Annotated in this window: 30 protein-coding genes; 22 read left to right on the forward strand and 8 right to left on the reverse strand. The window is 52.1% G+C overall.

Features of this window, described 5'->3' with window-relative positions; genetic code table 11:
- The first annotated feature begins 179 nt into the window (after positions 1 to 179).
- Positions 180 to 764, forward strand: a complete 585-nt coding sequence (locus DW350_RS17735) for a DUF502 domain-containing protein (RefSeq protein WP_115720212.1) — start codon at positions 180 to 182, stop codon at positions 762 to 764.
- On the opposite strand, the gene DW350_RS17740 is transcribed toward DW350_RS17735, so the two are convergent.
- Both DW350_RS17740 and hutI read right to left on the reverse strand, forming a co-directional pair.
- On the reverse strand, positions 761 to 979 hold the full coding sequence (locus DW350_RS17740; RefSeq protein ID WP_115720213.1) for a hypothetical protein: 219 nt from the start codon (positions 977 to 979) through the stop codon (positions 761 to 763). The genes DW350_RS17735 and DW350_RS17740 overlap by 4 nt on opposite strands.
- A 32-nt stretch (positions 980 to 1,011) precedes the next feature.
- Positions 1,012 to 2,235 carry an imidazolonepropionase gene (gene hutI / locus DW350_RS17745; protein WP_115720214.1) on the reverse strand — a complete coding sequence of 408 codons (1,224 nt, stop codon included), beginning with the start codon at positions 2,233 to 2,235 and terminating at the stop codon, positions 1,012 to 1,014.
- Positions 2,236 to 2,304: 69 nt separating this feature from the next.
- On the opposite strand from hutI, the gene hutC reads away from it, so the two are divergent.
- The 15 genes from hutC (at position 2,305) to DW350_RS17825 (ending at position 16,002) form a co-directional block, all read left to right on the forward strand.
- Positions 2,305 to 3,024, forward strand: a complete 720-nt coding sequence (gene hutC, locus DW350_RS17750; RefSeq protein ID WP_115720215.1) for a histidine utilization transcriptional repressor HutC — start codon at positions 2,305 to 2,307, stop codon at positions 3,022 to 3,024.
- A complete protein-coding gene (gene hutU / locus DW350_RS17755) occupies positions 3,008 to 4,690 on the forward strand; it encodes a urocanate hydratase (RefSeq protein WP_115720216.1) in 1,683 nt (560 codons plus the stop codon). The genes hutC and hutU overlap by 17 nt, the downstream gene beginning before the upstream one ends.
- Entirely contained in the window at positions 4,691 to 6,223 is a 1,533-nt protein-coding gene (gene hutH, locus DW350_RS17760) for a histidine ammonia-lyase (protein ID WP_115720217.1), read from the forward strand. It abuts the gene before it with no gap.
- Between the two features lie 104 nt (positions 6,224 to 6,327).
- Positions 6,328 to 6,954, forward strand: a complete 627-nt coding sequence (locus DW350_RS17765; RefSeq protein ID WP_115720218.1) for a hypothetical protein — start codon at positions 6,328 to 6,330, stop codon at positions 6,952 to 6,954.
- A 194-nt stretch (positions 6,955 to 7,148) separates the two neighbouring features.
- Positions 7,149 to 9,137: a methyl-accepting chemotaxis protein gene (locus DW350_RS17770; RefSeq protein ID WP_336406960.1), complete on the forward strand. Its 1,989-nt coding sequence runs from the start codon at positions 7,149 to 7,151 to the stop codon at positions 9,135 to 9,137.
- A 97-nt stretch (positions 9,138 to 9,234) separates the two neighbouring features.
- On the forward strand, positions 9,235 to 9,405 hold the full coding sequence (locus tag DW350_RS19555) for a hypothetical protein (RefSeq protein ID WP_192954734.1): 171 nt from the start codon (positions 9,235 to 9,237) through the stop codon (positions 9,403 to 9,405).
- 79 nt (positions 9,406 to 9,484) lie between these two features.
- Positions 9,485 to 10,678: a serine hydrolase domain-containing protein gene (locus DW350_RS17775; protein ID WP_115720219.1), complete on the forward strand. Its 1,194-nt coding sequence runs from the start codon at positions 9,485 to 9,487 to the stop codon at positions 10,676 to 10,678.
- A gap of 893 nt (positions 10,679 to 11,571) precedes the next feature.
- Complete coding sequence (locus DW350_RS19715) at positions 11,572 to 11,736, forward strand: DMP19 family protein (protein ID WP_115720221.1); 165 nt, start codon at positions 11,572 to 11,574, stop codon at positions 11,734 to 11,736.
- Positions 11,737 to 11,785: 49 nt separating this feature from the next.
- Positions 11,786 to 11,983 (forward strand): DMP19 family protein, encoded by a 198-nt coding sequence (locus DW350_RS19885; protein ID WP_115720222.1) that lies wholly within the window; start codon positions 11,786 to 11,788, stop codon positions 11,981 to 11,983.
- 98 nt (positions 11,984 to 12,081) lie between these two features.
- A complete protein-coding gene (locus tag DW350_RS17795; protein ID WP_115720223.1) occupies positions 12,082 to 12,354 on the forward strand; it encodes a hypothetical protein in 273 nt (90 codons plus the stop codon).
- A 395-nt stretch (positions 12,355 to 12,749) separates the two neighbouring features.
- Entirely contained in the window at positions 12,750 to 12,866 is a 117-nt protein-coding gene (locus tag DW350_RS19890; RefSeq protein WP_419178344.1) for a DUF7668 domain-containing protein, read from the forward strand.
- 102 nt (positions 12,867 to 12,968) lie between these two features.
- Positions 12,969 to 13,331 (forward strand): transposase, encoded by a 363-nt coding sequence (locus DW350_RS17800; RefSeq protein ID WP_115718516.1) that lies wholly within the window; start codon positions 12,969 to 12,971, stop codon positions 13,329 to 13,331.
- Positions 13,256 to 14,140, forward strand: a complete 885-nt coding sequence (locus DW350_RS17805; protein ID WP_115719322.1) for an IS3 family transposase — start codon at positions 13,256 to 13,258, stop codon at positions 14,138 to 14,140. Before DW350_RS17800 ends, DW350_RS17805 begins: the two co-directional genes overlap by 76 nt.
- Before the next feature lie 763 nt (positions 14,141 to 14,903).
- On the forward strand, positions 14,904 to 15,443 hold the full coding sequence (locus DW350_RS17815) for an MOSC domain-containing protein (RefSeq protein ID WP_336406961.1): 540 nt from the start codon (positions 14,904 to 14,906) through the stop codon (positions 15,441 to 15,443).
- Positions 15,444 to 15,732: 289 nt separating this feature from the next.
- Positions 15,733 to 16,002 carry a DUF6966 domain-containing protein gene (locus tag DW350_RS17825; RefSeq protein ID WP_115720227.1) on the forward strand — a complete coding sequence of 90 codons (270 nt, stop codon included), beginning with the start codon at positions 15,733 to 15,735 and terminating at the stop codon, positions 16,000 to 16,002.
- 28 nt (positions 16,003 to 16,030) lie between these two features.
- Here the strand turns inward: DW350_RS17825 and DW350_RS17830 are convergent, their stop codons facing one another.
- Positions 16,031 to 16,678: a hypothetical protein gene (locus DW350_RS17830; protein WP_115720228.1), complete on the reverse strand. Its 648-nt coding sequence runs from the start codon at positions 16,676 to 16,678 to the stop codon at positions 16,031 to 16,033.
- Between the two features lie 893 nt (positions 16,679 to 17,571).
- Between DW350_RS17830 and DW350_RS17835 the strand changes: the two genes are divergently transcribed.
- The 3 genes from DW350_RS17835 to DW350_RS17845 all read left to right on the forward strand — a co-directional run bounded on the left by DW350_RS17835 (position 17,572) and on the right by DW350_RS17845 (position 20,101).
- The gene (locus DW350_RS17835) at positions 17,572 to 18,393 is read left to right on the forward strand and encodes a hypothetical protein (protein WP_115720229.1); all 822 of its coding nucleotides are present in this window, start codon (positions 17,572 to 17,574) and stop codon (positions 18,391 to 18,393) included.
- A gap of 359 nt (positions 18,394 to 18,752) precedes the next feature.
- Entirely contained in the window at positions 18,753 to 19,325 is a 573-nt protein-coding gene (locus tag DW350_RS17840) for a DJ-1/PfpI family protein (protein WP_115720230.1), read from the forward strand.
- Between the two features lie 149 nt (positions 19,326 to 19,474).
- Positions 19,475 to 20,101 (forward strand): tetratricopeptide repeat protein, encoded by a 627-nt coding sequence (locus tag DW350_RS17845; protein ID WP_115720231.1) that lies wholly within the window; start codon positions 19,475 to 19,477, stop codon positions 20,099 to 20,101.
- Positions 20,102 to 20,162: 61 nt separating this feature from the next.
- Here the strand turns inward: DW350_RS17845 and DW350_RS17850 are convergent, their stop codons facing one another.
- Positions 20,163 to 21,203: an SDR family oxidoreductase gene (locus DW350_RS17850; RefSeq protein ID WP_115720232.1), complete on the reverse strand. Its 1,041-nt coding sequence runs from the start codon at positions 21,201 to 21,203 to the stop codon at positions 20,163 to 20,165.
- Between the two features lie 12 nt (positions 21,204 to 21,215).
- Entirely contained in the window at positions 21,216 to 21,977 is a 762-nt protein-coding gene (locus DW350_RS17855; protein WP_115720233.1) for an SDR family oxidoreductase, read from the reverse strand.
- Between the two features lie 133 nt (positions 21,978 to 22,110).
- Here DW350_RS17855 and DW350_RS17860 point away from each other — a divergent pair, with 133 nt between their 5' ends.
- Both DW350_RS17860 and DW350_RS17865 read left to right on the forward strand, forming a co-directional pair.
- Positions 22,111 to 23,007: a LysR family transcriptional regulator gene (locus DW350_RS17860; RefSeq protein ID WP_115720234.1), complete on the forward strand. Its 897-nt coding sequence runs from the start codon at positions 22,111 to 22,113 to the stop codon at positions 23,005 to 23,007.
- Positions 23,008 to 23,056: 49 nt separating this feature from the next.
- On the forward strand, positions 23,057 to 23,731 hold the full coding sequence (locus tag DW350_RS17865; protein ID WP_115720687.1) for a 2'-5' RNA ligase family protein: 675 nt from the start codon (positions 23,057 to 23,059) through the stop codon (positions 23,729 to 23,731).
- On the opposite strand, the gene DW350_RS17870 is transcribed toward DW350_RS17865, so the two are convergent.
- Entirely contained in the window at positions 23,728 to 24,468 is a 741-nt protein-coding gene (locus DW350_RS17870) for a helix-turn-helix transcriptional regulator (protein ID WP_115720235.1), read from the reverse strand. The genes DW350_RS17865 and DW350_RS17870 overlap by 4 nt on opposite strands.
- Positions 24,469 to 24,569: 101 nt before the next feature.
- Here DW350_RS17870 and DW350_RS17875 point away from each other — a divergent pair, with 101 nt between their 5' ends.
- Complete coding sequence (locus DW350_RS17875; protein ID WP_115720236.1) at positions 24,570 to 24,959, forward strand: hypothetical protein; 390 nt, start codon at positions 24,570 to 24,572, stop codon at positions 24,957 to 24,959.
- A 138-nt stretch (positions 24,960 to 25,097) separates the two neighbouring features.
- Here the strand turns inward: DW350_RS17875 and DW350_RS17880 are convergent, their stop codons facing one another.
- Positions 25,098 to 25,289, reverse strand: a complete 192-nt coding sequence (locus DW350_RS17880) for an RSP_7527 family protein (RefSeq protein WP_115720237.1) — start codon at positions 25,287 to 25,289, stop codon at positions 25,098 to 25,100.
- A 456-nt stretch (positions 25,290 to 25,745) separates the two neighbouring features.
- Entirely contained in the window at positions 25,746 to 25,937 is a 192-nt protein-coding gene (locus tag DW350_RS17885) for an RSP_7527 family protein (RefSeq protein ID WP_115720238.1), read from the reverse strand.
- Positions 25,938 to 26,013: the final 76 nt, after the last annotated feature.

Here is a 26,013-nt window from a genome sequence, read left to right on the forward strand (position 1 = left end):
CAGAGATAAAGCGACGCCTTCGCCACCATGATGAAATCATTGGTAATGATGCACCCACGTCATCCCTGACCAGCGGGATCCTATGAGTTTTAACACGAGATAACAACACCTTCACCTAGGGCGAAACGCCAGCAGCAACGCTACGCTTCAACTGAGGTTCACACTGGCAGGAGGCCGGTATGTTGCGGTTATTCAAAACCACGATAGTGGCAGGGGTGGTGTTTCTTTTTCCGTTTGTGATTGGTTTGTGGCTTATCGCCAGCCTGTTACAACTGTTAACTCACATTGCAACACCACTCATCAAGCTTTGGCAGCTAGGGCCCTTAACTGCCGACTTACTGGTGCTGGTAATGCTACTGGCTATTTGCCTGCTGGCGGGGCTGGTTGCCCGCAGCCAAGCGATGGTTCGGTTAGCAAAAAGGCTGGAAAATTGGCTGAGTGAGCGGGTGCCTGTCTATGCCTTTTTAAAAACCCGCGCCACCAATACCTTCACCCCAACACATACCGAAGGCTTAAAGGTGGTGGCAGCGCGCTTTGACGACTGCTGGCAATTGGCCTTTGAAATGGAAAGAACCGGCACTGGCATGGTGCTGCTGTTTTTACCCGGCGCCCCGGATCCCTGGTCGGGCAACTGCTGTTTAATGGCCCCAGACCGGGTAACGCCTTTGGCCATTAACGCCCGTGATGTGTTGCTGATGAGCGGGCGCTTAGGGGCCGGAATGGGCCAATGGCTGGCCGCAGCGGCCGAGGGTAAAGCGCCTTAAAAATGATCGGCCGCACCCAGGCGTTGCAAGCAGGCCACTAACTGCGCCTCGCTGATGTTAATGTACTCCACCACCCGGCCATAAAGCATGGCAGTGGGCACATTGCGCCCGCCCCTTTCCTTTTGGGTTTCGCTGAGCACATAAAGCACAATGCGCTCGAGCCGGGTTAAACCGTCACGCACATCCGGCAAGGGGTCGAACTGATCCTCTAACATTTTTGGCTCCGGCGGGTTGCGAATAACCCATCTTAACGGCGTATACCGCCCACTTCACGGCCCGCGACCCAAAGTTGCTGCAAGGGCCGCACACCAAACTGATAGCAAAGCTCGGCTGGGTCATCGATGGCCCACAGTGCCAGGTCGGCTTGCTTGCCCACTTTAATGGAGCCAATTTGGTCGGCCATGCCTAACGCTTTTGCACCGTTCAGGGTGGCCGCCAGCAACGCTTCTTTCGGCGTTAACCGAAATAACGTGCAGCTCATGTTGAGCATCAGCAGCATGGAAGCCAAAGGTGACGTGCCGGGGTTAATGTCGGTGGCCACCGCCATTGGCACCTGGTACTGGCGCAGCAGTGCGATAGGCGGCAGCTGGGTTTCACGCAGAAAATAAAAGGCGCCGGGCAGCAGCACTGCCACAGTACCGCTGTCTTTGATGGCCTTAACCCCGGCCTCATCAAGGTGCTCCAGGTGGTCCACCGACAAAGCCTGAAAGCGGGCGGCAAGCGCCGAGCCGCCAAGATTAGACAGCTGCTCGGCATGCAGTTTTACCGGCAGGCCATGGGCCTTGGCGGCCTCGAACACACGCTGGGTTTGCGAAACCGAAAACCCGACCCCTTCACAGAAGGCATCAACAGCATCGGCTAGCTGCTCACGGGCAATCGCCGGTAGCATTTCGCTACAGACTGTCTCGATGTAAGCGTCGGCATCGTCTTTAAATTCGGCCGGTAAGGCGTGAGCCCCTAAAAAAGTGGTGCGAATACGCTGCGGCATCTGGTGGCCTAGCACCCGAGCAATACGCAAGCATTTACGCTCGCTTTCCAGCTCCAGGCCATAGCCGGATTTTATTTCTACCGTGGTCACGCCCTCGTCCAGCAAGGCGCGCAATCTGGCACGAGCGCTGTGATAAAGGCTTTCTTCGCTGGCGTCGCGGGTAGCGCGCACCGTGCTCATGATGCCGCCACCGGCCTTGGCGATGTCTTGGTAGCTGGCCCCTTCCAGGCGCGCTGCAAACTCTTTGGCCCTACTACCGCCATAGATAAGGTGAGTGTGGCAATCTACAAAGCCCGGCAGCAGCCAGCCACCGCCGCCGTCAATCACCGGCAGCAGGGTGTCTAGTGCCGGTAAGTCGCGCTTTTGGCCCATCCAGACAATACGCTCACCCTTCACCGCCAGCGCCGCGTCACGCAGCTCGCCAGCGTCATCCATGGTGGCAATATTGACGTTCACTACCAGCCAATCCCAGTCTGTCGACATAGCGCCCTCACTTGTATATACAAGATGACTGTGCCACATTGGGCGCAATCGCAACAAGCCCTTTAAGCCATGAGCAAATTTCTTTCCATTCGTCGCTGGCTGCTCGACAGCATCGACAATGGTCAGCTGAATTCAGGGGATGCTGTTCCTTCTGAAAACCAACTGGCAGAAAAGTTTACTGTATCGCGGATGACAGCCCGGCGCGCCTTAACCGAGTTAGTGGCGGCGGGGGTGCTGGAGCGGCGCCAGGGCCAGGGCACTTTTGTTGCCGAACTGAAAGCCCAGAGCGCGCTTTTAAATATTCGTAATATTGCCATTGAAGTGGCCGAGCGTGGCCACCTTTACCAAGCCCAGGTGCTGGAGCTTAAAGCCCTGCCTTGCCCGGCCGATGTTGCCAAAGTATTGGGGCTGGCCATAGGCACCGAAGTGGCACTGTCGCGCATTTTACACTTGGAAGACGGCGCCCCTATTCAGCTTGAGGCGCGTTATGTAAACCAAGGGCTGATTCCTGACTATTTAAGCCAAGATTTTAACCGCCATACCCCCCACGAATACCTCAGTGCCGTGGCCCCCATTACCGAAGCCCACCACTGGGTTGAAGCCGTGGCCGCCACCTTGAATGAAGCGGCGCTGCTCGATGTGGCAGAACATAGCCCGCTACTGAAACTGACCCGTTTAACCGCCTCGCGCCATGGCGCCGTTAGCCTGGCACGCCTTTATCACCCCAGCCATTACCGACTGGGCGGACAATTACCGACTTTGGGGAACACCGATGCAAACCACAGGTAACCGACTCGATAATAGCCGCGATATTCGCGCCCCTCACGGCAGCCAGTTAAGCTGCAAAAGCTGGCTCAGCGAAGCCGCCATGCGCATGTTGATGAATAACCTCGACCCGGCCGTGGCCGAGCATCCCCAGGCGTTGGTGGTTTACGGTGGTATTGGCCGCGCCGCCCGTAACTGGGAGTGCTTTGACAAAATCATTGCCACCTTAAAGCGCTTGGAAGACGACGAAACCTTGCTGGTGCAGTCGGGCAAACCGGTGGGGGTTTTTAAAACCCACAGCGACGCGCCGCGGGTGCTCATTGCCAATTCCAATTTGGTGCCGCACTGGGCCACCTGGGAGCACTTTAACGAGCTCGATAAAAAAGGCCTGATGATGTACGGCCAAATGACTGCCGGCTCCTGGATTTACATCGGCTCCCAGGGCATCGTCCAGGGCACCTACGAAACCTTTGTGGCGGTAGCCAAGCAACATTTTGCCGGTAAGGCCCAAGGCCGCTGGATCTTAACCGGTGGTCTTGGCGGCATGGGCGGCGCCCAGCCGTTAGCCGCCACCATGGCCGGCTTTAGCATGCTGGCGGTGGAATGCGACGAGAGCCGCATCGACTTTCGCCTGCGCACCCGTTATGTGGACAAAAAGGCCACCAGCCTGGATGAAGCCCTAGGCATGATTGAAGATGCCAACGCCATGGGCCGCGCGGTGTCGGTGGGCCTCTTGGGTAACGCCGCTGACGTTTTTGCAGAGCTCGTCAAACGCGGCATCACCCCGGATGTGGTTACCGACCAAACTTCAGCCCACGACCCGTTAAATGGCTACCTGCCACAGGGCTGGACCCTGGCTGAGGCCCGCGAGATGCGCGCCAAGGACGAAAAAGCCGTAGTTAACGCCGCCAAAGCCTCGATGGCAGTGCAGGTAACGGCGATGCTGGCCCTGCAAAAAGCGGGGGCGGCCACCCTTGATTACGGCAATAACATTCGCCAGATGGCCTTTGAAGAAGGGGTGCAAAACGCCTTTGATTTCCCCGGCTTTGTACCGGCCTATATTCGCCCCTTGTTCTGTGAAGGCATTGGCCCTTTCCGCTGGGTGGCGCTCAGTGGTGACCCAGAAGACATTTACAAGACCGACGCCAAAGTCAAAGAACTTATCCCCAACGACCCACACCTGCACAACTGGCTGGACATGGCTCGTGAGCGCATTGCCTTTCAGGGCCTGCCGGCGCGTATTTGCTGGGTTGGCCTTAAAGACCGGGCGCGGCTAGCCAAAGCCTTTAACGACATGGTGAAAAGTGGCGAATTAAAAGCCCCCATCGTTATTGGCCGTGACCACCTCGACAGCGGCTCGGTGGCCAGCCCCAACCGTGAAACCGAAGCCATGGAAGACGGCTCTGACGCGGTATCTGACTGGCCTCTTTTAAACGCGCTGTTGAACACCGCCGGCGGTGCCACTTGGGTTTCCTTGCACCACGGCGGCGGCGTTGGCATGGGCTTTAGCCAGCACGCCGGGGTGGTGATCGTTGCCGACGGCACCGATGCCGCGGCGAAGCGTATTGGCCGGGTGCTGTGGAACGACCCGGCCACCGGCGTTATGCGCCACAGCGATGCCGGCTACGATATTGCTCAACACTGTGCCCGTGAACAGGGCCTGGATTTACCCATGCTGGAGACCAAATAGATGTTTAACCTGGTACTCAACCCCGGTGCGCTTTCCCTTTCTGACCTGCGCCGGGTGGCATTTGAACCGGTCACTGTCACCCTGGCCGATAGCGCTTGGCCAGCCATTGAAAAAAGCGCTGCCCAAGTGCAAAAAGTGGTGGAAGAAGACCGGGTGGTATATGGCATTAACACCGGCTTTGGCCTGTTAGCCAATACCCGTATCGCCCGCCATGAGCTGGAAGAACTGCAGCGGCGCATTGTGCTGTCCCACGCCGCCGGTATTGGCGAACTCATGGGCGAAAACACGGTGCGGCTGTTGATGGTGTTAAAGCTCAACGCCCTGTCCCGTGGTTATTCCGGCATCCGCCGGGTGGTTTTAGAAGGCTTGATGGCGCTGATTAACGCCGAGGTGTACCCCTGCATTCCGCAAAAAGGCTCAGTGGGCGCCTCTGGCGATTTGGCGCCACTTGCGCACATGGTCTGCCCACTGATTGGCGAAGGCTTTGTGCTGCACAAAGGCCAAAAGCTCAGCGCCGCCGAAGGCCTGGCAATAGCCGGTATTAAGCCAGTTACCCTTGCCGCGAAAGAAGGTCTAGCGCTCCTTAACGGCACCCAAGCCAGCACCGCCTTTGCCCTGCAAGGGCTCTTTGCCGCCGAAGATTTGTTTGTGGCCGGTAGCGTGGTGGGCAGCACCAGTGTGGAAGCGGCCCTGGGGTCACGCCGCCCCTTTGACGCGCGCATTCATAAAGTGCGCGGCCAGCAAGGCCAAATCGATAGCGCCGCGCTGTACCGCCATATTCTCACCGACACTTCCGAAGTTGGCGCCTCACACGCCAACTGCGACAAGGTGCAAGACCCATACAGCCTGCGCTGCCAGCCACAGGTAATGGGCGCTTGTCTCACGCAAATTCGCCAGGCCGCCGAGGTGCTTTTGTGCGAAGCCAACGGCGTTACCGATAACCCGCTGGTGTTCGCGGAAGATGACGACATCATCAGTGGTGGTAACTTCCACGCCGAACCGGTGGCCATGGCCGCCGACAACCTGGCGCTGGCCATTAGCGAAATTGGTGCCTTGTCCGAACGGCGCATGGCGCTGTTAATCGACAAAAACCTCTCCGGCCTGCCGGCGTTTTTGGTTAATAACGGCGGCGTGAACTCGGGCTTTATGATTGCCCAGGTCACCGCTGCCGCCTTAGCGTCAGAGAACAAATCTCTGGCCCACCCGGCCAGCGTTGATTCCCTGCCCACCAGTGCCAACCAGGAAGACCATGTGTCGATGGCCACCTTTGCTGGCCGCCGCCTCAAAGACATGGCCGCCAACAGCCGTGGCGTGCTGGCGGTGGAATACCTGGCCGCTTGCCAGGGCCTTGATTTTAGGGCGCCGCTAAAAGCCGCCCCTATCGTTGAAAGTGCCAAGGCCATTTTGCGCGGCCAGGTCAGCTTCTACGACCAAGACCGTTACATGGCCGCCGACATGGAAGCCGCCAATGCCATTTTAGAAAGCGGCGCCTTAAATGCGTTTGTACCCAAAACGCTGCTACCATCGCTGTAATTACCGCCAATCACACTAAAGGCCCCGGACAGGGGCCTTTTTTATTGCCCCTCACTCCCGCCGCAATTTAAAGTAAGCCACAGAAATTAAAAGGAATAACAATAATGACATTCGCCTTTGGGAAAGGAGCACTGGCCACGGTGCTTGCTGTTTGGCTCACCGGCTGCGCCACTCACCTCCAGCCAGCACAGTTGACAAAAGTGCAGTCGGTTGGCGTGATTGATGATTTCCCTGCCGTGCCTAATTACGCGGTGGTTGGCACCACCATCTTTAACAACGATTTTGACGACATTAACGCGCCGCACTTTAAAAAACTCCTAGAGCAAACCGCCATGCGCGCTTTAACTGCAAAAGGCTATCAGCCAGAGATCATCAGCCAAGACCAGCAACAGCAATTTGATTTAGTGCTGAAGTTAGAACCGGCCGCCATTCCCGACATGCTTTGGACCTGGGGTTACGGCGTTTACCAACGTTCGGAATTTACCGTGCCAAAGACCGCCGTTACCTATATGGCGATAAAAGTGCTGCCCTATATCCATGGCAAGCTGTTGTGTTCCGATTGCTACTACCAGCAGCAACTGCCATTACTGCTAAAAAAGCTACCCGCCAATTGGCAGGCACTTTCCAGCCAACAACAAGCCGTCATTGGCGATACCCTTGAAAGCACCATTGAATACACTGTCAGCGGTGCCTTTAAGGACATGGGCCTTACCCCCGCCACCTTCCACTAAAAAGGCCCAATGGGCCTTTTTTGGTTACCTGTTAGGCGTTGAAATAACCCCCCTTTCGCCTAAAGCCCAATAGCCTTGCGCCGATAAACATTTTATTAACAATAGGCGCCACGGCAGGCTGTCGTCTACCTTTATCGGCACCACTCAGGGCAGAGATAACCAGAATCTAATACAGCACTTAAGGGGGTAGTACTGTGAAATTCAATACGATTCAGGCCCGTTATACGCTTTGGCTCATCGGTTTTATGCTAATGATTTGCCTGCTAACGGTGCTTGGCATTCGTTACTTTGTGTTTCCAAAACTGGAAGCGTTACAAAAGGACAATGTCAGCCTGCAAATGCAGGAGATCTCCCAAGATATTCATCTGGAGCTGGCGCGTATTGAAGCCCAGTCCCGCGCCATTACCCAGACGGCGGCCGAGCTTTCCAGCGACGACATCGACCGCCTGCTACCGGCCCTGATGGACCAATACGGCAACAAAGCCGTGTTTGGCGGCGGTATTTGGCCTTTGCCCGGTAAACGCCAGGCTGGCCGTGACCGTTTCAGCAGCTTTTATGTGCGCGGCCAAAATGGCCAGTTTGAGAAAAGCGAATACTGGAACAGCCCCGACACCCAGGCCAATTACTACCAGGAAGGTTGGTACACCACCGCCCTTAACATGCCCAAAGGCCAATGCAAGTGGTGGCCCGCCTATGCCGATGCCGGCTTTGAGGCGCGCACCAACTGCGCCATGGCCATTTACAAAAATGGCGAAGCCTATGGCGTCTCCACTATCGACTTAACCCTGGGTTTTTTTAATAAGCTGGTGGCCAATCTTGAAAAGAAAATCAATGGCGAAGTATTGATTGTTGAAGCGGGTGGCAAGGTGGTGTCTAACAGCACCCGTATCAGCGGTGACATAGTGCTGAAAAACCTCAATGCATTGCCAAAGTCTGCTTACGTCGACGCCGTTAGCAAGCTCATGGCCAACGTCGATAGCGGCCAGCCTCTGGAAGCCACCTACGACAACAACGGCGAAAGCTACACGCTGCTATTGCATAAGGTTAAAGGCACGCCCTGGTTTGTGGCGGCAGGCCTGCCCACAGCGCTGTTAACCTCTTCTGGCAACGCCATTCTTAACGCCCTGGCCGGAGTGCAAATTCCGTTGGTGGTCATCCTTATTGCCATGATGATGGTTGCCCTTCGCCAGCTTATTCGCCGCCTGACCGTACTGCGCCAAAACCTCGACAGGCTGTCGTCGGGTGATGCTGACCTCACTCAACGGGTGCGCATTGTGCGTAACGACGAGCTGGGTGCCATTGGCGACTCGGTCAACCGCTTTATTGGTGCCCTGCAAGAGATGGTGAAAGAGGTTATGGAAACCTCTGGCCATATTCGCGATGGCGTAACCGAATTGCAGCGCCAGGCCGAACAAACCAACGGCGCCCTGGCACGCCACTCGTCTGAAACCGACCAGGCCGTTACCGCCATCAACGAGATGAGCTCCACCGCCGAAACTGTGGCCCGCAACGCTGCCGAAACCGCCAGTTTTGCCCAAGAAGTCAACGGCAATACCCAGCAAACCCGCGGCATTGTTGAGGCGGCTTCCAACAGTGTGTTGGAACTGTCTGACCATGTCGGTAGCGCTACCGACAAAGTGCAGGCGATGAAGCAAGACGCCGAGAAAATCACCTCGGTGCTGGGGGTTATCCGTGAGATCGCAGAGCAAACCAACCTGCTGGCCCTAAACGCCGCCATTGAAGCCGCCAGGGCTGGCGACCAAGGCCGCGGCTTTGCGGTGGTGGCTGACGAGGTTCGCACCTTAGCCGGGCGCACCCAAAACAGCACCGTCGAGATTGGCGACATGCTGTCAAGGATGCAGCAAGGGGTGGATTCGGTGGTTAGCGCTATGGAGCAAACCCAAACCAGCAGCCAATACACCGGCGAGCGCACCGCCGAAGTGCACACCGGTTTGGATGGTGTGGCCAATGCGGTTACCCGCATTAGCGACCTCAGCACCCAAATAGCCACCGCCGCTGAAGAGCAAAGCTCGGTCAGCGAGGAAATCAATCAGAACATGGTGGCCATTAAAGACTTGGTCGATTCACTGGTGGCCAGCGGCCAGGCCGCAGGCGCCTCGACCGAAGCACTGGCCGACTCCAACAAGCGCCTAAATGACTTAATGAGCCGCTTTAAGGTGTAAGCTTTTTTTTCAAAAGGCCCTGCGGGGCCTTTTTTATTTTCTACAGTAAAAATAACGGGTTAAATTAAATTCTTATCGCTACTCACAGGATTTCGTGATGCCGTTTATCAAACGCTTTGTGCTGCCAGCGCTGTGCCTTATCGCCGCCCTTAGCTGCTACAGTGCCAGCTACCCGGCCGGTGGCACACTACTGCTGCTGATGGGGGCAGGCTTTGAAGCGCTATTTTGGATGGGGTTTTTAAAGAAAAATCGCGCCGCCAAGGCTTAATATCTTGTTACCAACGTACCTTCAGCCCCGTTGGTAAAACCTTACTCCCGCTTCTATGGTTTGGGCACGGGAGGGAGCCATGACCATCTTAAGCCGCGTGTTAGCCATCATCGCCTTTTGCCTGATTAGCCAGGTACAAGCCGCCACCATCAAGCGCCTCGACGGCAGCACTATCAGCAGCCAGCAGCTCACCAAAGGCGTTAACAAGTTGCTGGCTATCGGCCAGGTAACGGGCCTTAGCGTCACCGTCTTTAACGATGCCAAGCCGGTTTACAGCCAGGCCTTTGGCTATGCCAATGTTCAAGCCCAAACGCCCTTAACACTGGATACCGAGATCTACGGTGCATCCATTAGTAAGGCGGTATTTGCCACCTTGGTGATGCAACTGGTGGATAAAGGCGTTATTGATTTAGACACTCCGCTATATCAGTACCTCGACAAACCGCTGTGGCAAATCAAAGGGGACAAGCGCGCCTGGCACCGGGATTTATCTAGCCTCAAGGGCCAACCCGAGGCCAAGCTTATCACCGCCCGTATGTGCCTGAGCCACACCACTGGCCTTGGTAACTGGCGCTGGTTTGAGCCGGACCACAAGCTGCATTTTCACGCCAAGCCCGGCAGCCATTACCGCTACTCCGGCGAGGGCATGACGCTTTTGCAAACGGTGCTGGAGCAAAAAACCGGCAAAACCCTGGAAGAGTTGGCCCAAGAATACGTGTTCACTCCTTTTGGCATGGCGAGTTCCAGCTACCAGTGGCAACCGCGCTTTGAGGGCCACTACGCCACCGGTTACAACGGCGAGGGCCGCCCCTACCCGAAAGACAAAGACAACGCCCCGCGTAGTGCCAGTACCCTGGAAACCACGCCCAACGAGCTCACCCACTTTGTCAGCGCAGTGCTGCAAGGCGCAGGGCTAACCCCAGCCTCCTACAACGCCATGTTTAGCCCGCAAATTCGCATCCGCGCCCCCACCCAGTTCGGCCCCGGTATCGATGAAGTTACAGGCGCCTACGACGATATTGCTCTTAGCTATGGCCTGGGTTGGGGACTCATTAAAACCCCCTTCGGCTGGGGCGCTTTTAAAGAAGGCCGGGGCGACGGCTGCGTGCACTACTTGATTGTTTTTCCAAAGCAAAAAATGGCGGTATTGCTGCTAAGCAACAGTGAAAACGCTGAAAAAATTATTGATGCCCTGCTGCGCCTGAGTATCGCTGACAGCTACACCCCGGTTGCCTGGGAACGCTATGCCGACGGCAGTCACTTGCTGGACTAAATTCCCGCCGATAAAAAAGCAGTACCCTGCGCTGCTTTTTTTGCTTTATTGCCAGCGGCTTAGCCGGTAGTTTGGTAATCAGCTGACAAGGAGTGTTTGGCGCTGTCTTGGCAACGTAGGTGAAAGTCCTGAGGGCGGTAGCGTGGGTGCTGGTTGGCCAATTTGCCATTAGTACGTTGCGGATTGTTAAGGAGCTTAGCTTCGTTATTGTTCCTTTAGTTGCCGGTTTGCGCACCGGTAGGCGCTTTTGTTTGCCGGGTTTCGGCCCGGCGGCCGTCCCACTTTTGTTTTGGCAAAAGTCAGCGGGGCTGCCCAACCAAAACCATCGCCCATGTTTACTCAGACCATCCTTGGTCTTCGCCCTAACGGGTGATCGTCGCTAGCGCCAATATTCAAATTTGCTCCTGGCAAATTTGTCGCGTTGTCTTTGCTTCTGGTCGTTCTCGGGTCACCAGTTCATACGCGTGTCCCGACGCGTACTCACCTGCTTCGACATCCCTGTCTCAGCTGCCCCTTCACTCTCGACAGCAAAGCGCTGCACTTAACGGGCTTAAAAGGAATCATCGTCAGGATCTAAGTACAAAATGTAGACCTCTGATGGCCATTGGATTTTTTGAAGGGGAACTAAGCCTCCGAGGTGCTCATTACATACAGCCCACAGCGCGCTTTTTATGGTGTAACCAGTTATAAGTGGTTAAAAAGGCGCGGAATATCACTTGTCCGATGTGATGATAACTACTATATAGCTCGCATAAAAACGAGACCGCTCGCTTTCGCCGACTGAAAGGATATGTAAAAGTAGATAATCAAGATGAATATCAGTTTGTTAGTGTAATAAATGACAACTGATCTGATGAGTAAAAACGAGTTCGCTAATAAAACTGTTAAATGTCATGAAGAATATAGAGCAAGCATTTGAAAAATCACTGAACAAGCTCGAATCAAAAGGATTCGATGGTATTCGCGAACCAGAACGCGTATTGGCAACAATATGGTCTGTAGAAGCAGAGGTGAATAACGGTGGCTTTGATCAGTTGTTCTATAACACTGCTGTGTGATATCGCTTTTTACGCAGCAAAGGCTCTCGATTCGATTGGGGCTCACAGGATGGCAGGTATCGCTCAGAAAGCACTGGATCTGTTTGGTGAGGGCGGCCCACCCAGAGATCGCGATGAGAGAGTTAAGGCGCTAGAGAGTATTTCCGAAAAGCATGAAGAGTACCTAAATAAACTCGATTATGAGTTCACAGAGTACCCAGATAACATTCAAGAGTTACTGTTTACTTATGTGCAATCCAATTTCTAGCCAACAACATTTAACAAGGCCAAGCTGCATCGCCCCTTCGGGGCTGGACCTCACTATACTCGGCCGCTGTTGGCGGCGTTATATTTCAGGGGGCATCCTTGGGTTTAGCACAAAATATTCGACTTGAAGACAAAGTCTCTTGTGATCAAGCATCACTGTTTCTAGACAACCTTTGCACAGGTCTTCAATTTAAAAAAAGCGATAACAAATGGATTGTCCACTCAATGCACGGAGAGCAAATGTCATTTGAAATTGTCGTTATAGATGAAGGTTTTTATACTCACCGTTCAGGAGACTACTTCTTGTTTCTCGGTTTTTTTATAGAACAGCTAACCGGAGAGTTTGGTTGCATCTCAATCGAGGATGTATAGGCAATGCAATATAATAAACAAATCGTATCGCCCGCCAGGGCGGGCTGAGACACAAACAGGTAGGCGGCTTCGCCATTATCACCTGCCTGTTTACGCCCCATATTTAGGCGTTATGCGGCAAAGATGGTTAGAGAGAGATGCTCAATCCGATAAAAGATGAAACTTAAGATCATCCTATACCGATGAGTTGGCGGCCAATGATAAGTGAAGTGGTCCGTTCGTTTACTCGTGATAACTTTGAATTACAATCAAAAATTGAAGGCATCACGGAAGTACCCGCAAAAATTGCAAATCAAAATCGTGACTACGTAAATGACTATGGTGAAACCTTAATTTAGTTAACCGATGAGTCTTTGGTTACTTCCTGTGCTCAATGGATGTGCGGCCACTGAGATGTGTTGATTGAACTCTGTACTGAGGGAGAGGGTGTAAGCGATTTAGTTTTAACTGGTAAGGTGGCTGAAGTTGAGCAGGGTTATCAATTTACGATCGGGCTAATTTATGTACCATAAAGACTTGATGAATGGGTCCAACGCATAACAAAAATATGCAATAGGACGTGGACCTCACCCGGTTTATCGGACACGCATCAATAACTGACAAAGAGGTCATTGATGCCCGCTTACAAGACCGGAAAACGTACCCAGCAGTACAGCCTTGAGTTCAAGAAGAAGGCCGTGCAGTGGAGCCATGAGCCACACCGCAGCGTCAAGGAAGTGGCCGAGGCGCTGGACATTCACCCCTTCATGTTGTCTCGTTGGCGCAAAGAATCCCGTGAAGGTAAGTACGGCATGGCCAGCAAGACCCCGAAGCCCGAAGGCAAGCTCAAAGAGCAGGATGAAGTGAAACAGCTCAAGAAGCGCATTGCCGAGCTGGAGATGGAGAACGACATCCTAAAAAAGTGGCAACGTTTCCAGGCGGAGGAACAACGCAGCGGTATCGCTTCATCCAACGCCAGCAAGGGCAAATCCCGGTAAAAGCGCTGTGTGCCAGGCTGAAGGTCTCGCGCAGTGGCTACTACGACTGGCTCAAGCGCCAACCAAGCCAACGTCAGCAACAAGACGACGCTTTGCTAACGGCTATCCGCCGCCTATTTGAGAAGGCAAAGCAACGCTATGGCAGCCCGAAAATCCATCGTGCCTTGCGCTTGGAGGGTATTCGGGTTGGCGCTAAACGGGTGGCAAGGCTGATGCGTGAAGCGGGGCTAAAAGCCCGTGTGGAGCGGGTTTACCGGCGGATGAACAAGCGCCGTGCAGAACTGAAAGTGCTGCCGAACCATCGCCTGGCTATCCCCAAAGCGAGCGGCCCAAACCAGCAGTGGTCCAGTGATGTTACCTACATCCGCTTTGGCCGCCGCCATGTGTTTTTAGCGGTTATCGTGGACCTGTGGTCACGGAAAATCATCGGCTGGGCGCTGCATGAAAAGCTCAACGCCGAACTGAGCACGGTCGCGCTTTATAAAGCCATCAAGCAGCGTAAGCCCAAGCCAGGATTGATACTGCACACCGACAGGGGCATTGAATTCCGGGCGAAAGTGATGCAGAAATGGCTCAATCGATATGGTATTCGCCATAGCATGAACCGCCCAGGGCAATGCACGGATAATGCAGAAGTGGAGTCGTTCTTTAAGACGCTCAAAGCCGAACTGATACACGACAATCACTTCGGTACGGTGGCGTCACTGCGCCAACAGGTAGGCCATTACATCCAGCATTTTTACAACAAGGTGCGGCTACACAGTAGCCTCGATTACGTATCACCGATACAGTACGAGCAAGCCGCTTAATAACAACTGCGTGTCCGTTTTATCGGGTGAACATCAACGGGTGGATGATTATTCCAGAGGATGTTCAAGAGATCTTAGTTGGACACTATTATGATGTTGAGTGCGGTCCCTGTGAGACGAACGAAGAAGATACTTCCTGCTCTGACGTGCCCATTGGATTTGTGCGCCTAGCTTGTGCATCGGCCAGCCCAAAACCAGTTCACTTTTGGGCTGCATGCGTGCACGCGGACTCAGTTCTGGACCTGAGCAAAGCCAAGCTCAAAATGGTTGGTTCTAACACGGCTGAAGAAATGTTACAGATCGCACGCTCTGACCTCGACAGAGTAAAAAAACAAATGCCACTACCGAAAGAAAAGGAAGTAGAGAAAGCCTTTGAGGTGGAAGGCGCATGCCCAGGTTGCGCGGGGGCAGTGCTTTTGCTCCAAACTACAAAAGGCGCAGCGTATGTGCATTGGCATCGAGAGTCCTAACTAGCGTAAAACAACATAAGACACCCACTTCTATATTTCAATAAAATCAAATGGTAACGAAGCCACCTGCTTTTGGGGCCCCTTTAAGTGGAGCGCTGAGGGGTAAGGAACGAGTGAGCACGAGGCACGGATGCGAGGCGGCCCCGCTTACTTTCCTGGCCACGCAAGAAAGTAACTTTTGCCCTCATTCCCCTGCGAATAAACTCACTTTAGACACCGACAGCTACCGCGCCTGACAATAATACCGCACCGATTTTATTGGGACGCATCACATGGCTTTTAAGGAGAAACATTTGCCCAAGGTTATATCGGTAAGTCGAAGCCAGGAACATCACTTTTCAAAGTCGCCCGTTGACACCATACGCCTTATCGCTGGAGAGGGTATTGAAGGGGATGCACACCGGGGTACAACGGTTAAGCATCGCTCAAGAGTGAAAGTAGACCCCAGTCAGCCAAATTTGCGGCAGGTGCATTTAATACAGGCAGAGCTTTTTGAGGAATTACAAGACCAAGGCTTCGCCGTAGCACCTGCGGCATTAGGTGAAAACATGACTACCGCCGGTATTAACCTGCTGGCGTTGCCGAAAGGTGCGGTTTTAACCTTCCCCATTGGCGCCGCCATTGAAATAACCGGTCTGCGTAACCCCTGCCCACAAATCGAAAACTACCAAAAAGGCTTGCTGGCTGCGGTGTTGGGTAAAGACGATAGCGGAAATGTGCTTCGCAAAGCCGGTGTTATGGCCATTGTGAAGGCGGGGGGTAACGTCAACAAAGGCGATGACATAACCCTGCTAATGCCCAAGCCGCCTTTTGAAAAGCTCGAACGCGTTTAAACGCCACTATCGCTAACCGGGCAATACGAAGATGCATGATAGTTGCCAACCTATCGGCAGTTTTGGCGGCTTGGCCGAGGGGCAACACCTACAGCACGGCTTTAAAAAGCGGGCTGTCCTGGGTACTCAGTGGCGACTTGCAAGCGATGCCTACCTTAAGAAAATGACCAAAGCCGGGTTACGCTGGCAGCGCCCTGCCGGCGATACAATCAAGACTATTGGCGGCAATCGCTATGGCAACAGGCAAACCTGTATCGCTTTAGAAGCGTAATTATCAAAGAGTGGAGCGATGAGTTTAAACAGCGATATAGCGGCATTAAACCTGCTTTTAAAAACACATGGCGAAAAGCACTGGCGACTTCCCACCGCGCACAGCAGTGCCAGTGCGGCCAAGGTATTAAGGATGTTTGGTGGCATGGGTAGCATTGGCGATCTCGTGCTTTGCCAAAGTAACGGCCACCGCATTGACAAGCATGAAGAACGGGCTGTTAACAGCCGTTTTCGGGCGCTGCTGTCGTCAATATATAGGCAGTGCTCGCTTTACGATAAAACCCCATAAGGCAGCAGCTGGCTTTACCAAGCACCGCTTAGGTTTTATCGGTATCGGTGTCGCAGTAATCAGGCCGATAACTGGCGGCATAACTGACCAGCAAGGCGCCAATAAGTGTGTCGGTTTTGTCTAAGCCTTTAATCAGCCAAATGTGGTCTTCGGCCCGCATCGAGCCGCCGTAAGCACCGAGGTGCAGTTCCGCAAAGGCATGGCCATCCTGGCTGATACTCACAACCACAGGCCAGTTCGATGGGCCATAGGCCAGATGATACTGATGGCCACCGACGGTGAAATGGTATGGGTCCGAAGAGGTACTTTGCAGGCCCTGAACGTCGATTCGCGCAGCAAATTTATTGGCCTCAACAAAGGTCACTGAGCCGTGGTGGCCATCGCACCGTTGCTGGTAAAGAAAACGCGCATCACCGCCTTGAGCGTCTGTCAGCTGTAGCGCAACGCTTTGGTGCCTGGCGTTTAACAGCATATTATCCAAAAAATTAAAGTGGCCGCTGCTATCAACATCGACCCGATAAGGGCCAAAGCTGAGGTGGCGCCCCGGCATCCAGCCTTGCCTGCCGGATAATACATAATAGGTACTGCGGCTTTGCCAAGGCGGCGGCGTGTCGGTGGGCATCGCCGTGCAGCCCACCAGGGCGAGCGCAGCGACGGTAGTGATTCCTTTCAGCACATGTATTCCCTCTATTACAAAACACGGGCAGCGGTTTGCCGCCGGTAACTCAAGACGACAAAGCGGCCAATTAATAGCATAAATAAAGTGCCACTAAGCGTTTACTGCCTTTGGCGATATTTAAAAGCTTCGATAGGGCTTTCATTAAGACTACTAATATTGTCCCTCAAGCAGGAATAAAAATAATATGCATTATTGACTGCTCACACTTTCATTATCAGCTTACAGGTGAAAGTCAGTCCTTCAATAACGACCGCCATCTCCCAAATAACTATTTTCTTTTCTGATAGTTACGCAGCATCTGTAAAAAAATTGAATTTAACGATATCAGGAAATAATTTTTCGTAGCAAGATACACGTTAGAAAAAATTACTTCCGGTAATGATTAATTGGCATTTCACAGTTAATTTAAGATATATAATTATATCTTAAATTAACTAATGAAAATCATTGACGTTATTTTTGCTTCCATTCAACAAATAAAAATTTACCATCCGACTTTCATAAAACATACAATGATGACGATCCGACCTACTGTCTAACAGGTAAAATAATTATTAAAAAACCCCACTAGGAATAATATCTCAATTGAGATACTACATTATAAATAAATACCATGGAATCCGGGATGTAAACTTAATAAGCACGCTTACAGCTTACTGTTGAAATCTACAGCACCGTTGAATCCCTCATTTAAATATCCCAGCAGGTTTTCAATAACCCGTCTATCATATTTGAACTACTAACAGAAAACAGAACTGTAACTTTACAAATTAAAAAGCAGATTATTTTAAATTTTAACCAAAGGAATTTTAATTTACAAACAACATTTCTATATATACTAAATCAACTAAAGATAGCTAGTTTTATAAATTTAATCAGAGGAAGATAAAATGAGTAAAATAGTGAACGTATCTAAATATATAAAGAAATTTGGATTGAGATGGACAACATCGATGATAATAAATCGAATCCTTCGAAAACTTGGGATTTTATCAGATATAGGGTTAATAAAAGAAGAAATTTTCTTAGATTCGTTATCAACGTTAAAAGGAGAGGTTGCCTTAGGACCCTTCAAAGGAATGAAGATATCTGAAAAAAGTTGGTGGGGAAAAGACGACATTTTAAATAAACTTCTCGGTCAATATGAAATTCATATTCTTGAAAAAATTATCGAACTCAGTCGAAAATATGATCATTTTATAGATATTGGTGCGGCAGATGGCTACTACCCAGTGGGGCTTTTGGTGTCTAAGCACTTTAAAGAATGCAGCTGTTTTGAAATATCAGAAAAAGGAAGATCAGTAATATACGAAAATGGAAAAATAAATAAAATTTCAGACAAACTAGAAATTCATAAAGAAGCGAACGCACAGTCAATTAGAGAAATTTTAAATAGAAAAGGTCCCAGCTTAATTCTCTGCGATATAGAAGGTGCAGAGTTCTCACTTTTTGACGAGGCCCTACTCTCATCAATTAGTAACTCGGAGATAATTATTGAACTTCATGATTGGTTGTTTAATGATGAAGATAGACCGATAGATAATTTAATTTTAAGAGCCAAGAAGTTTTTTACCGTTGAATACTTAATAAGAAAGTCACCAGAAATATATTACTGTGAATATTTCAATGATTGGTCTGATAATAAGCGAATGCTTGCCTTCAGTGAAACTAGACCCAAAAAGATGGACTGGATTCTGCTAACTCCTAAATAAGAAATTCCTCTATTAGATTAAGGTGGTATCTAAGTTTCCCAGCCGCCCTGGCGGCTGTCCTTTCTCTATATGTAATTTCATTATTGCTACACGCTAGACGTTGTGACATAAATCACATTCAAGTGTGACCTCTAAACGCATATTGGCAGTGATGCCCGCTCTATCATAACCGGCTTATGTGTCACTCCCCTGACAAGCAGTGCACTATTAGTGCCAGCAACAACTTGTGACCTTATCCGCATTACAAAAACTCGTTACACAGTTACGCGCATTTGCAACAGTCATGAATAAAAAAACGTGTTACAAGAATAAAAAACTAGCGTCGCACGACAGCCAGGCCCCTCCAGCAAGGATCCCCCATGAATATTGGAATTTATGTTTACGAGCAGGCCGAAGTGCTCGATTTTTCCGGGCCCTTCGAAGTATTTAGTACCGCCAAGCGGGTTGGCGCCAAAGATTGGAATGTGTTTCTGATTGGTCAAAGTACCGAATTGGTTAATGCCAGGGGCGGCTATTGGGTTAAGCCGCATTACGCCATTACTGACCACCCCAAATTAGACGCGCTAGTGGTGGCTGGCGGCGTACACAGTGCCGAGGTAAAAAAGCCAGAGGTGATTGACTGGATCCGCCAGGTAGATAAAACCGCCTTGAAGGTTACCTCGGTTTGTACCGGCGCTTTTCTGCTGGCCGAAGCCGGGCTACTGGATGGCCATTCTGTTACCACCCACAGTGAAGACATTCCGCATTTACGGGCCGATTACCCCGCTTTGGACGTGGTGCTGGATAAACGCTGGGTGGCCAGTGGTAAATACATCACTTCTGGCGGCATTTCCGCCGGTATCGACATGAGCCTTTATCTAGTTTCCATGCTGCAGGGCCAGGAACTGGCAGAAGCCACGGCCCACCAGATGGAATACCGCTGGTATTACTAACCTGCTGCAATAACGCTAAAGCTAGCCACTAAATTGATATAGATGATTCATATTGTTTAACGTCTTAGCGAGATAAAATAACGCCAGGAAGCAACACGTGATCAGCCGTTAAAGACTGCTCACAAGCATTAACACGGAGTAAAAGCTTAATGCGTTATCTTTTATTGGCACTCTTCTTTGGTTCAAGCCTGGCCTACGCCCAAGCCCCCTTCAAACCTTACCATCTCCAAACGGTGTTTGATGGTTGGGTAAAAGAAAGTGAACAAAGCCACGAGCTTGACCCTAACGCCTTGAAAAAGGCCGAGGCAAAACGCCAAGCCTTGGTAAAAGGCAGCACCGATGCCAGCGCCGTATACAACTATGGCCGCGCCCTGCACTTGGCGTTGCAGCCGGGTTTAACCCTCCCTAACCGCAGCTACAACGACTTAACCAATGGCACCAAACATTTAGCCATGCGTGCTGAAGCCGCTTATCGCTACGCCATCCAAGCCGACCCAGACTTTGGCCGCGCCAACATCATGATGGGCATGCTGTATAACCAGACCAATCGCCATGTCACCGCCATTCCTTATTTGGAAAAAGGGCTGCAACTGCCGCAGGGCTCTAACGATTGGATGATTGCCGCCAGCGAGTTTTTAAAAGCGGGCATTTACACCCAGCGCTATGGCCAGCCTGAATACGACAAGGTGTTTGCTGCCTTTAAAAGCGAAGTGGCGAAATCGCCGCAAGGCTATTACCAGTCAATGCTGAAGCTGTACGGCAAATTTTATAAATAAGCCGCAGCTGCAAAGAAAAAAGCCAACCCAAAGGTTGGCTTTTTTTATGGCTTAATGGCGGTTAAGGCTTGGGGATCAGGCCCTTTGCCACCATGGCATCTAAGTGGTCGAGCAAGCATTGGTCAGAATGTAACGTCATGGCGTCAAAGCCTGCCTGGCGCGCTTTGGTGACATCAAATACCGCATCGGTTTGTACATGAAAGATAAAGTCACCAAAGCCACCTGGGCCTAATCGGCTTATCACCGGCTCTTTAAGATGCTGCTCGGCGGCCAGCTTTTCCCATGGTTCACGGCAGGCTTTGTCTAACCGTAAATCCAGGGAAATAGGCTGCGGTTCGCCGGCATCAACCCCAAACCAGGCAGCCAGTTTCGGCCACACATGCTTCCAGCGGAATTGGTCACCATTGGTGATATTAAAAGCGCCGTCTTGCTGCTGTTCGGCAGCCCATTGCACCGCTTGGCCCAACAATTTAGCGTCGCAAATATTCACCAACACCTCATAGGCGGCGGCAGGCCCCGGAAACTGCATGGCATGGCCCATGGCTTTACACAAGCTGCCATAAACCCCAATCAGGTTGCCAAGATTCATGGCCGACCCCAGCGAATGGCCAATCACAATATCCGGGCGCAGCGCGGTCCAGGCCACGCCGCGCTCAGGCAAGCTGCGGGCATAATCTTCTTGGGTGAAATACAGGTTTGGCGGGAAATGACGGCTATCGTCCTCCCGAGCCGGGGTTTTATACACCCCTAAGTGCGCGCCATAGACTTTGCCGCCCTGCAAGAAAATCAGTCGTTCTAAAGGCGCGCCAATATCCAGCAAGGTTTCAATCAGGTTTTCCAGCATCTGGCCATTTTCGGTGGCCTCGGTCAGCGGATCCGGGCTGGGCTTTAAGGCCGCATAAAAGACATGGCTGATGTCTTTTAGCGCCGCAGCCTGGTCTTGCAAGCTGGCCTTATTCAGTAAATCCGCACTGATGTGCTGGCCCTTGCCGGGGCCGGTATTCGAGCGCGACAGGGTGGTAACCTGATGGCCCGCCGCTTCCAACACTTCGGTGGCGCCAAGGCCGGTAACACCGCTAGCGCCAGCTATCAAAAAATGCATAGCAACCTCCTATCAGGCAATGCGGCCGCCGCCATCAACATTGACCACAGTACCGGTAATAAAGCCATTTTCCATCAAGCCGATCGCGGCGTGAGCCAAGTCATCAACATGGCCAACCCGGCCAACCGGCAGGCTTGCCGCAACCGAGTCAAATAACGCTTGGCGGTCAGCGTCTGACAAAAAGTCCCAGCTGCCAGCGTCCACCACACCGGGGGAAATAACGTTGAAACGTTTGGGCTTCATTTCAATGGCAAGGTTAGCGGCCAGGCTTTCCAGGGCCATGTTAAGCGCGCCCACAATGGAAGAGCCTTCGCCTTGGCGATAAGCGGCAAGGCCAGAGAAAAACAGCACACTGCCGTTGGCATTTAAATACTGGTTAGCGCCGCGAGCGATATTGAGCGGCGCAAAGAATTTTGAGCCAAGCATTTTTTCGATGTCGTCATCGCTCAGCTCCACGAAGGGTTTAAAGGTTAGGTCGGCCGCGGTGGTAACAATGTGGTCATAGGGGGCTTTATCGGCCAAAGCAGCGTCCACCGCTTGTGAATCCACCGCATCCAGCGGGTAAATGCCCAATACCGCGTCGCCCAGCTCACTGGCAGTACGCTTGAGCTTTTCTTCACTGCGGCCAGAAAGGGCAACCTTCGCACCTTTGGCTACCGCCATTTTGGCGATAGCGGCGCCCATGCCGGAACCGGCCCCCAGAATAAAGAGTTTCTTACCTTCTAAGGCTTCGCAGCCCCGCTGAAAATGGCTGACTGGCGTTGCATTGGCCATAACAAATCTCCGTCTTTTGACTAGGTTATGGCCATCTTATGCTTACGATTTAAATGAATAAATGTGCCAAAATTGAATGCTTTATTTATTATTTTATTAATAATAAGCACCAATTACCGAGGGGAAGCGCTGAATGGACCGACTGAACTTAATGCGCGTTTTTGTCGACATTGTTGAGCAAGGCAGCATGGCGGCAGTGGCCCGCAGCCGCAGCTGCGCCCCGGCGGCCATTACCCAGGCCTTAAGGCAATTAGAGCAACTGGCCGGCAGCCAGCTGCTGGTACGTACCACCCGGCGTATGAACCTCACCCCAGAAGGTGAACGCTTTTTAGCAGATTGCCGCCGTATCTTGGACGACGTTGACGACAGCTTTGAACGGGTCGCCGATAGCGGGCCACTGCGCGGTACACTTCGGCTGACCGCCACTAACGATTTTGGCCGCCACCAACTGCCACCATTAATTGACGCCTTTATCGAAAAGCACCCACAACTGCGCTTCGAGTTAGTGCTTAGCGACGGCGTAACCGACCTGGTGGAAGGCCACTTCGATTTGGCCATTCGCATTGGCCCCCTTGCCGACTCGCGGTTTCGAAGCCGTCGTTTACTCACCGACCAACGCTTGGTGTGCGCCGCCCCCAGCTATTGGCAACGCCATGGCTTACCCCGGCATCCCAACCAACTTGCCGAGCACAATTGCTTGGTACTAGACCGGCCGGGCCGGCCACAATCGCACTGGTATTTTTCCAGCAAGGAAGGCGACTTTTCAGTCAAGGTACAAGGCAACCGCACCGCCAGTGACGGCGGCGTGTTGCGCCACTGGGCAACCAAGGGAGTAGGGGTAGTGCTTAAATCCTATGTGGATGTGAAGGCCGACCTTGATGCCGGCAGGTTACAAGCCGTGTTGCAGGACTTTACCCGCCACGACGTTAACATTTATGTGGTGCATCCCGGGCAAAGCCTGGTGCCAAGAAGGGTGCAGGCCTTTTTGGATTTTCTACACCAAGCCTTTGAAAACGAACCGCTGTTATAAGCCCGCGGCCAAGGCTACACTGGCCTTTTGTTATTTTGGCTCTTACCACATGCGACTCAAACCATACCAAGTTTGGCTGGCCGCCTTGGCACTGCTGCCAGCACTGGCCATGGCCGACAACATCAGCGTTGACGTCTTCGCCATTCCTTCCCAGCCGATCATCGACCAAGTTAAAACCACCAGTAACCTGCTGAAAGCAAACGGCATGACCAGCTTTTATGCCAAGGGCCGGCCGGTGCATGTCACCTTGTATTTAACCCGCTACCCCGCAGGCAGCGAAGCAGCCATTAAAGCCGCCGTTGCCAAACTGGTGGCAAAGCAGCACAGCTTTGCGGTGCAAATAAGTGGTTTTAGCGTAACCAAAAGCCGCTGGGCCTTTCTTGATGTTGCCAATTCAGCGCCGCTGCAACGCTTGGCCGACGAAACCACCATGGCGCTCTCGCCCATGCGTAGCCCCAAGCCACCGCTACCAGGCTGGGTAAAAGCCTACCCGGAAAAATTAGCCGCCTTTGAGCGCTATGGCAGCCCCAATGTCTTTCAAAACTTCGAGCCACATTTGAGTTTACTGGCGGCAGAAAAAAGCCCAGCGCTAGCCACCGTTGCTCAAGCGCTAGCCGCCAAACCGCCAACAGCGCAAGGCAAAATCATCGGCATTGGCATTGGCCTTACCGACCAGTACGGCCAACAGAAAAAAGTGCTGGGCGAGTACTTTTTTGCTCGCTAGCCCGCCGCCTGCAGCTGGCGCCGGTATTGCCCAGGTGTCACCGCAAAGCGAGCCTTAAAAATATCAATAAAGGTGCTGATGCTTTGGTAACCCAACTCCAGCGCCACCGCTGTTACCGACTGGCCGTGGCCCAACAGCTCGGCCGCCTTCAACATGCGCAGCTGAATAAGCCAGCTTTTAAAGGCACTGCCGCAGCTTTGTTGCCAGCGCCGCTGTAAGGTTTTGGGGCTGATGTGCAGTGCCTTGGCCGCCTGCTCCACCGTCACCGGTAACTCGGCCTTGGCCACCAGTGCGGCCGCCATCTCTTGTAAGCGCTTGTCTGTCGGCAGCTCTAATACAAAGGGCTGCGCCAGCGCCTCGTCTATTTCATTGATAAGCAGCGGCACCAGATGTTGATGCAATGGGTGGCCGGCGGCAAATTCAGCACTTTTTTTCATTAATGAGCGCAGCAGCTCGCCACTTTGAAACACCTTGATAGCCCCGGGTAATTGCGCGGCCATCGCTGTTGGAAAGTAACCACTGTAACCACGGCAGGCACCGAAGGATCGCACCCCATGCGGCATGTTACCGGGCAACCACACAGCACTGCCTTTGGGCAGCAACCAATGCTGGTGCAAGGTATCGATACGGGCCATGGCCGACAAATTCACCAGCAACTGGCCGTTAGCATGTTGATGCAGGGCTGTTTGCCGAAAATCTTCATCGATATAGCGGCATTCAAATTGCGCTGTTAGCACGGTGGCCTTGTCCTTTTATCGGCATTTATTCACTTTATACCGGAAGATATCGACCTGCAGTAGGCGCTACCGTAGTGCTATTGACCTAACGGAGCACCCTAATGACACATTTAGAATACGTCACCAACCTGATGGCAGACCTTGGCAACCCTGAGCGGCCCATCAGCACGCTTGCCGACTACTTCTGCGCGGACTACGTACAAAAAGTGGACGGTAAAACATTGAATTTAGATGACTTTCTAAACCATGCCAGCGCCCTTCGCAGCCAACTGCAAAGCGCCAAAGTGCGCTTTATCGAACACCTTGAGCAACCTGGGAAGCTGGCCACCTTACACGAGGTAGAGGCACTAAAAACCGACGGCAGCCGCGCCCGGCTCCAGGTTTATGCCTTTTGGCACTTTAGCCATGACGGCAGGCTGCGCACGGTTAATGAAGTCAGCCGGGTATTGGAAGGCAGCCAGAGCGACAGTCAGTTGGCATCCGTTCGCTAACAAGAGGCGGTGAAAAAGTTGCAGGCAAAAAAAACGCGCCTTAGTGAGAGGCGCGATAAACAGCAGAAAAAACGGGGTATAGAAATTTTTTAGGGGGTTGGCGACGTTTTTCGCCAACCGACACGAGGACAGTAAAAATTAGTGGCTGTGGCTACGGCGGTGGCCGTGGTGCAGCTTGCTCATTTCTGTCCGGAAGAAGCCTTTTACTTTTGCTTTAACGCTGGAACCCAGTTGTGCCAGAAATTCGCTACGGGCGATTTTGGCTTGCTGTACGTAGTAGTCGACGTCGATTTTACCGGTGTGGTCCAGTTTCAATTCAGTGTTGTTCATGGTGCCATCCTCGTGTGGGGAGTTGCTTAATTTCTACACTGCAAATGGTAGTTCGCCTTCCCCCTTTCCAAAAGCGATCCTTTCTCACGTTAAAGTTGAATTTATTTCATCATTTTAATTTAAAGGCAGGCTACACTTTAGCGTTATGCAGAAAGTAAAAATTCATAACTACATGTTATTAAACAATAAAATTATTATTTCACGCCGTAATGGCTGTCCAAGCCGTTTTCTAGAAAGCCCACAAAGCTTGATTTAAATCATCCATTGCCAACAAATTCACTGGCCTTTCAATACACCGGTGTTCTCAGCGCTTTTCGCTGTATTTTTTGCAAAAAAAAACGCGCCTATTGGCGCGTTCAATATGCAACAAATGACATTGCTAGAAGGAAAGGGATCGATAGAAATTTTCAACTCGGTTGGCGACAGGAGCCGCCAACCGACACGAGGAAGGAAAATTTAGTGGCTAGCGCTGTGGCGATGACCGCCAGACAGTTTTGCGCCTTCGACGCGGAAAAAGGCCTTAACTTTTGTCTTGATGCTGGCGCCTAATTGAGAAAGGTACTCGCGACGTAGTTGCTGGGCTTGCGCGACGTAGTAGTCAACGTCAACGTTACCAAAGCGGTCCAGTTTGATGTCGGTTTTGTCCATGGTGCTGTTCCTCGTGTCGAAATAAAGTTGGTTAATTTCTACACGGCGAATGTTACTGGCAGCACCCCAGTTGAAA

This window comes from Gallaecimonas mangrovi, from assembly GCF_003367375.1.
Taxonomy (GTDB): Bacteria; Pseudomonadota; Gammaproteobacteria; order Enterobacterales; family Gallaecimonadaceae; genus Gallaecimonas; species Gallaecimonas mangrovi.

What these genes read in the sequence shown, in the direction of transcription:
- DW350_RS17885 (WP_115720238.1), bottom strand. Translation starts at nt 25,937, where the DNA reads ATGGACAAAACCGACATCAAACTGGACCGCTTTGGTAACGTTGACGTT.
- DW350_RS17875 (WP_115720236.1), top strand. Translation starts at nt 24,570, where the DNA reads ATGACACATTTAGAATACGTCACCAACCTGATGGCAGACCTTGGCAAC.
- DW350_RS17840 (WP_115720230.1), top strand. Translation starts at nt 18,753, where the DNA reads ATGAATATTGGAATTTATGTTTACGAGCAGGCCGAAGTGCTCGATTTT.
- DW350_RS17825 (WP_115720227.1), top strand. Translation starts at nt 15,733, where the DNA reads ATGAGTTTAAACAGCGATATAGCGGCATTAAACCTGCTTTTAAAAACA.
- DW350_RS17865 (WP_115720687.1), top strand. Translation starts at nt 23,057, where the DNA reads ATGCGACTCAAACCATACCAAGTTTGGCTGGCCGCCTTGGCACTGCTG.
- DW350_RS17835 (WP_115720229.1), top strand. Translation starts at nt 17,572, where the DNA reads ATGAGTAAAATAGTGAACGTATCTAAATATATAAAGAAATTTGGATTG.
- DW350_RS17800 (WP_115718516.1), top strand. Translation starts at nt 12,969, where the DNA reads ATGCCCGCTTACAAGACCGGAAAACGTACCCAGCAGTACAGCCTTGAG.
- hutC (WP_115720215.1), top strand. Translation starts at nt 2,305, where the DNA reads ATGAGCAAATTTCTTTCCATTCGTCGCTGGCTGCTCGACAGCATCGAC.
- hutU (WP_115720216.1), top strand. Translation starts at nt 3,008, where the DNA reads ATGCAAACCACAGGTAACCGACTCGATAATAGCCGCGATATTCGCGCC.
- DW350_RS17860 (WP_115720234.1), top strand. Translation starts at nt 22,111, where the DNA reads ATGGACCGACTGAACTTAATGCGCGTTTTTGTCGACATTGTTGAGCAA.
- DW350_RS17855 (WP_115720233.1), bottom strand. Translation starts at nt 21,977, where the DNA reads ATGGCCAATGCAACGCCAGTCAGCCATTTTCAGCGGGGCTGCGAAGCC.
- DW350_RS19555 (WP_192954734.1), top strand. Translation starts at nt 9,235, where the DNA reads ATGCCGTTTATCAAACGCTTTGTGCTGCCAGCGCTGTGCCTTATCGCC.
- DW350_RS19715 (WP_115720221.1), top strand. Translation starts at nt 11,572, where the DNA reads ATGAAGAATATAGAGCAAGCATTTGAAAAATCACTGAACAAGCTCGAA.
- DW350_RS17880 (WP_115720237.1), bottom strand. Translation starts at nt 25,289, where the DNA reads ATGAACAACACTGAATTGAAACTGGACCACACCGGTAAAATCGACGTC.
- DW350_RS17775 (WP_115720219.1), top strand. Translation starts at nt 9,485, where the DNA reads ATGACCATCTTAAGCCGCGTGTTAGCCATCATCGCCTTTTGCCTGATT.
- DW350_RS17845 (WP_115720231.1), top strand. Translation starts at nt 19,475, where the DNA reads ATGCGTTATCTTTTATTGGCACTCTTCTTTGGTTCAAGCCTGGCCTAC.
- DW350_RS19885 (WP_115720222.1), top strand. Translation starts at nt 11,786, where the DNA reads ATGGCAGGTATCGCTCAGAAAGCACTGGATCTGTTTGGTGAGGGCGGC.
- DW350_RS17735 (WP_115720212.1), top strand. Translation starts at nt 180, where the DNA reads ATGTTGCGGTTATTCAAAACCACGATAGTGGCAGGGGTGGTGTTTCTT.
- DW350_RS17850 (WP_115720232.1), bottom strand. Translation starts at nt 21,203, where the DNA reads ATGCATTTTTTGATAGCTGGCGCTAGCGGTGTTACCGGCCTTGGCGCC.
- DW350_RS17765 (WP_115720218.1), top strand. Translation starts at nt 6,328, where the DNA reads ATGACATTCGCCTTTGGGAAAGGAGCACTGGCCACGGTGCTTGCTGTT.
- hutH (WP_115720217.1), top strand. Translation starts at nt 4,691, where the DNA reads ATGTTTAACCTGGTACTCAACCCCGGTGCGCTTTCCCTTTCTGACCTG.
- DW350_RS17740 (WP_115720213.1), bottom strand. Translation starts at nt 979, where the DNA reads ATGTTAGAGGATCAGTTCGACCCCTTGCCGGATGTGCGTGACGGTTTA.
- hutI (WP_115720214.1), bottom strand. Translation starts at nt 2,235, where the DNA reads ATGTCGACAGACTGGGATTGGCTGGTAGTGAACGTCAATATTGCCACC.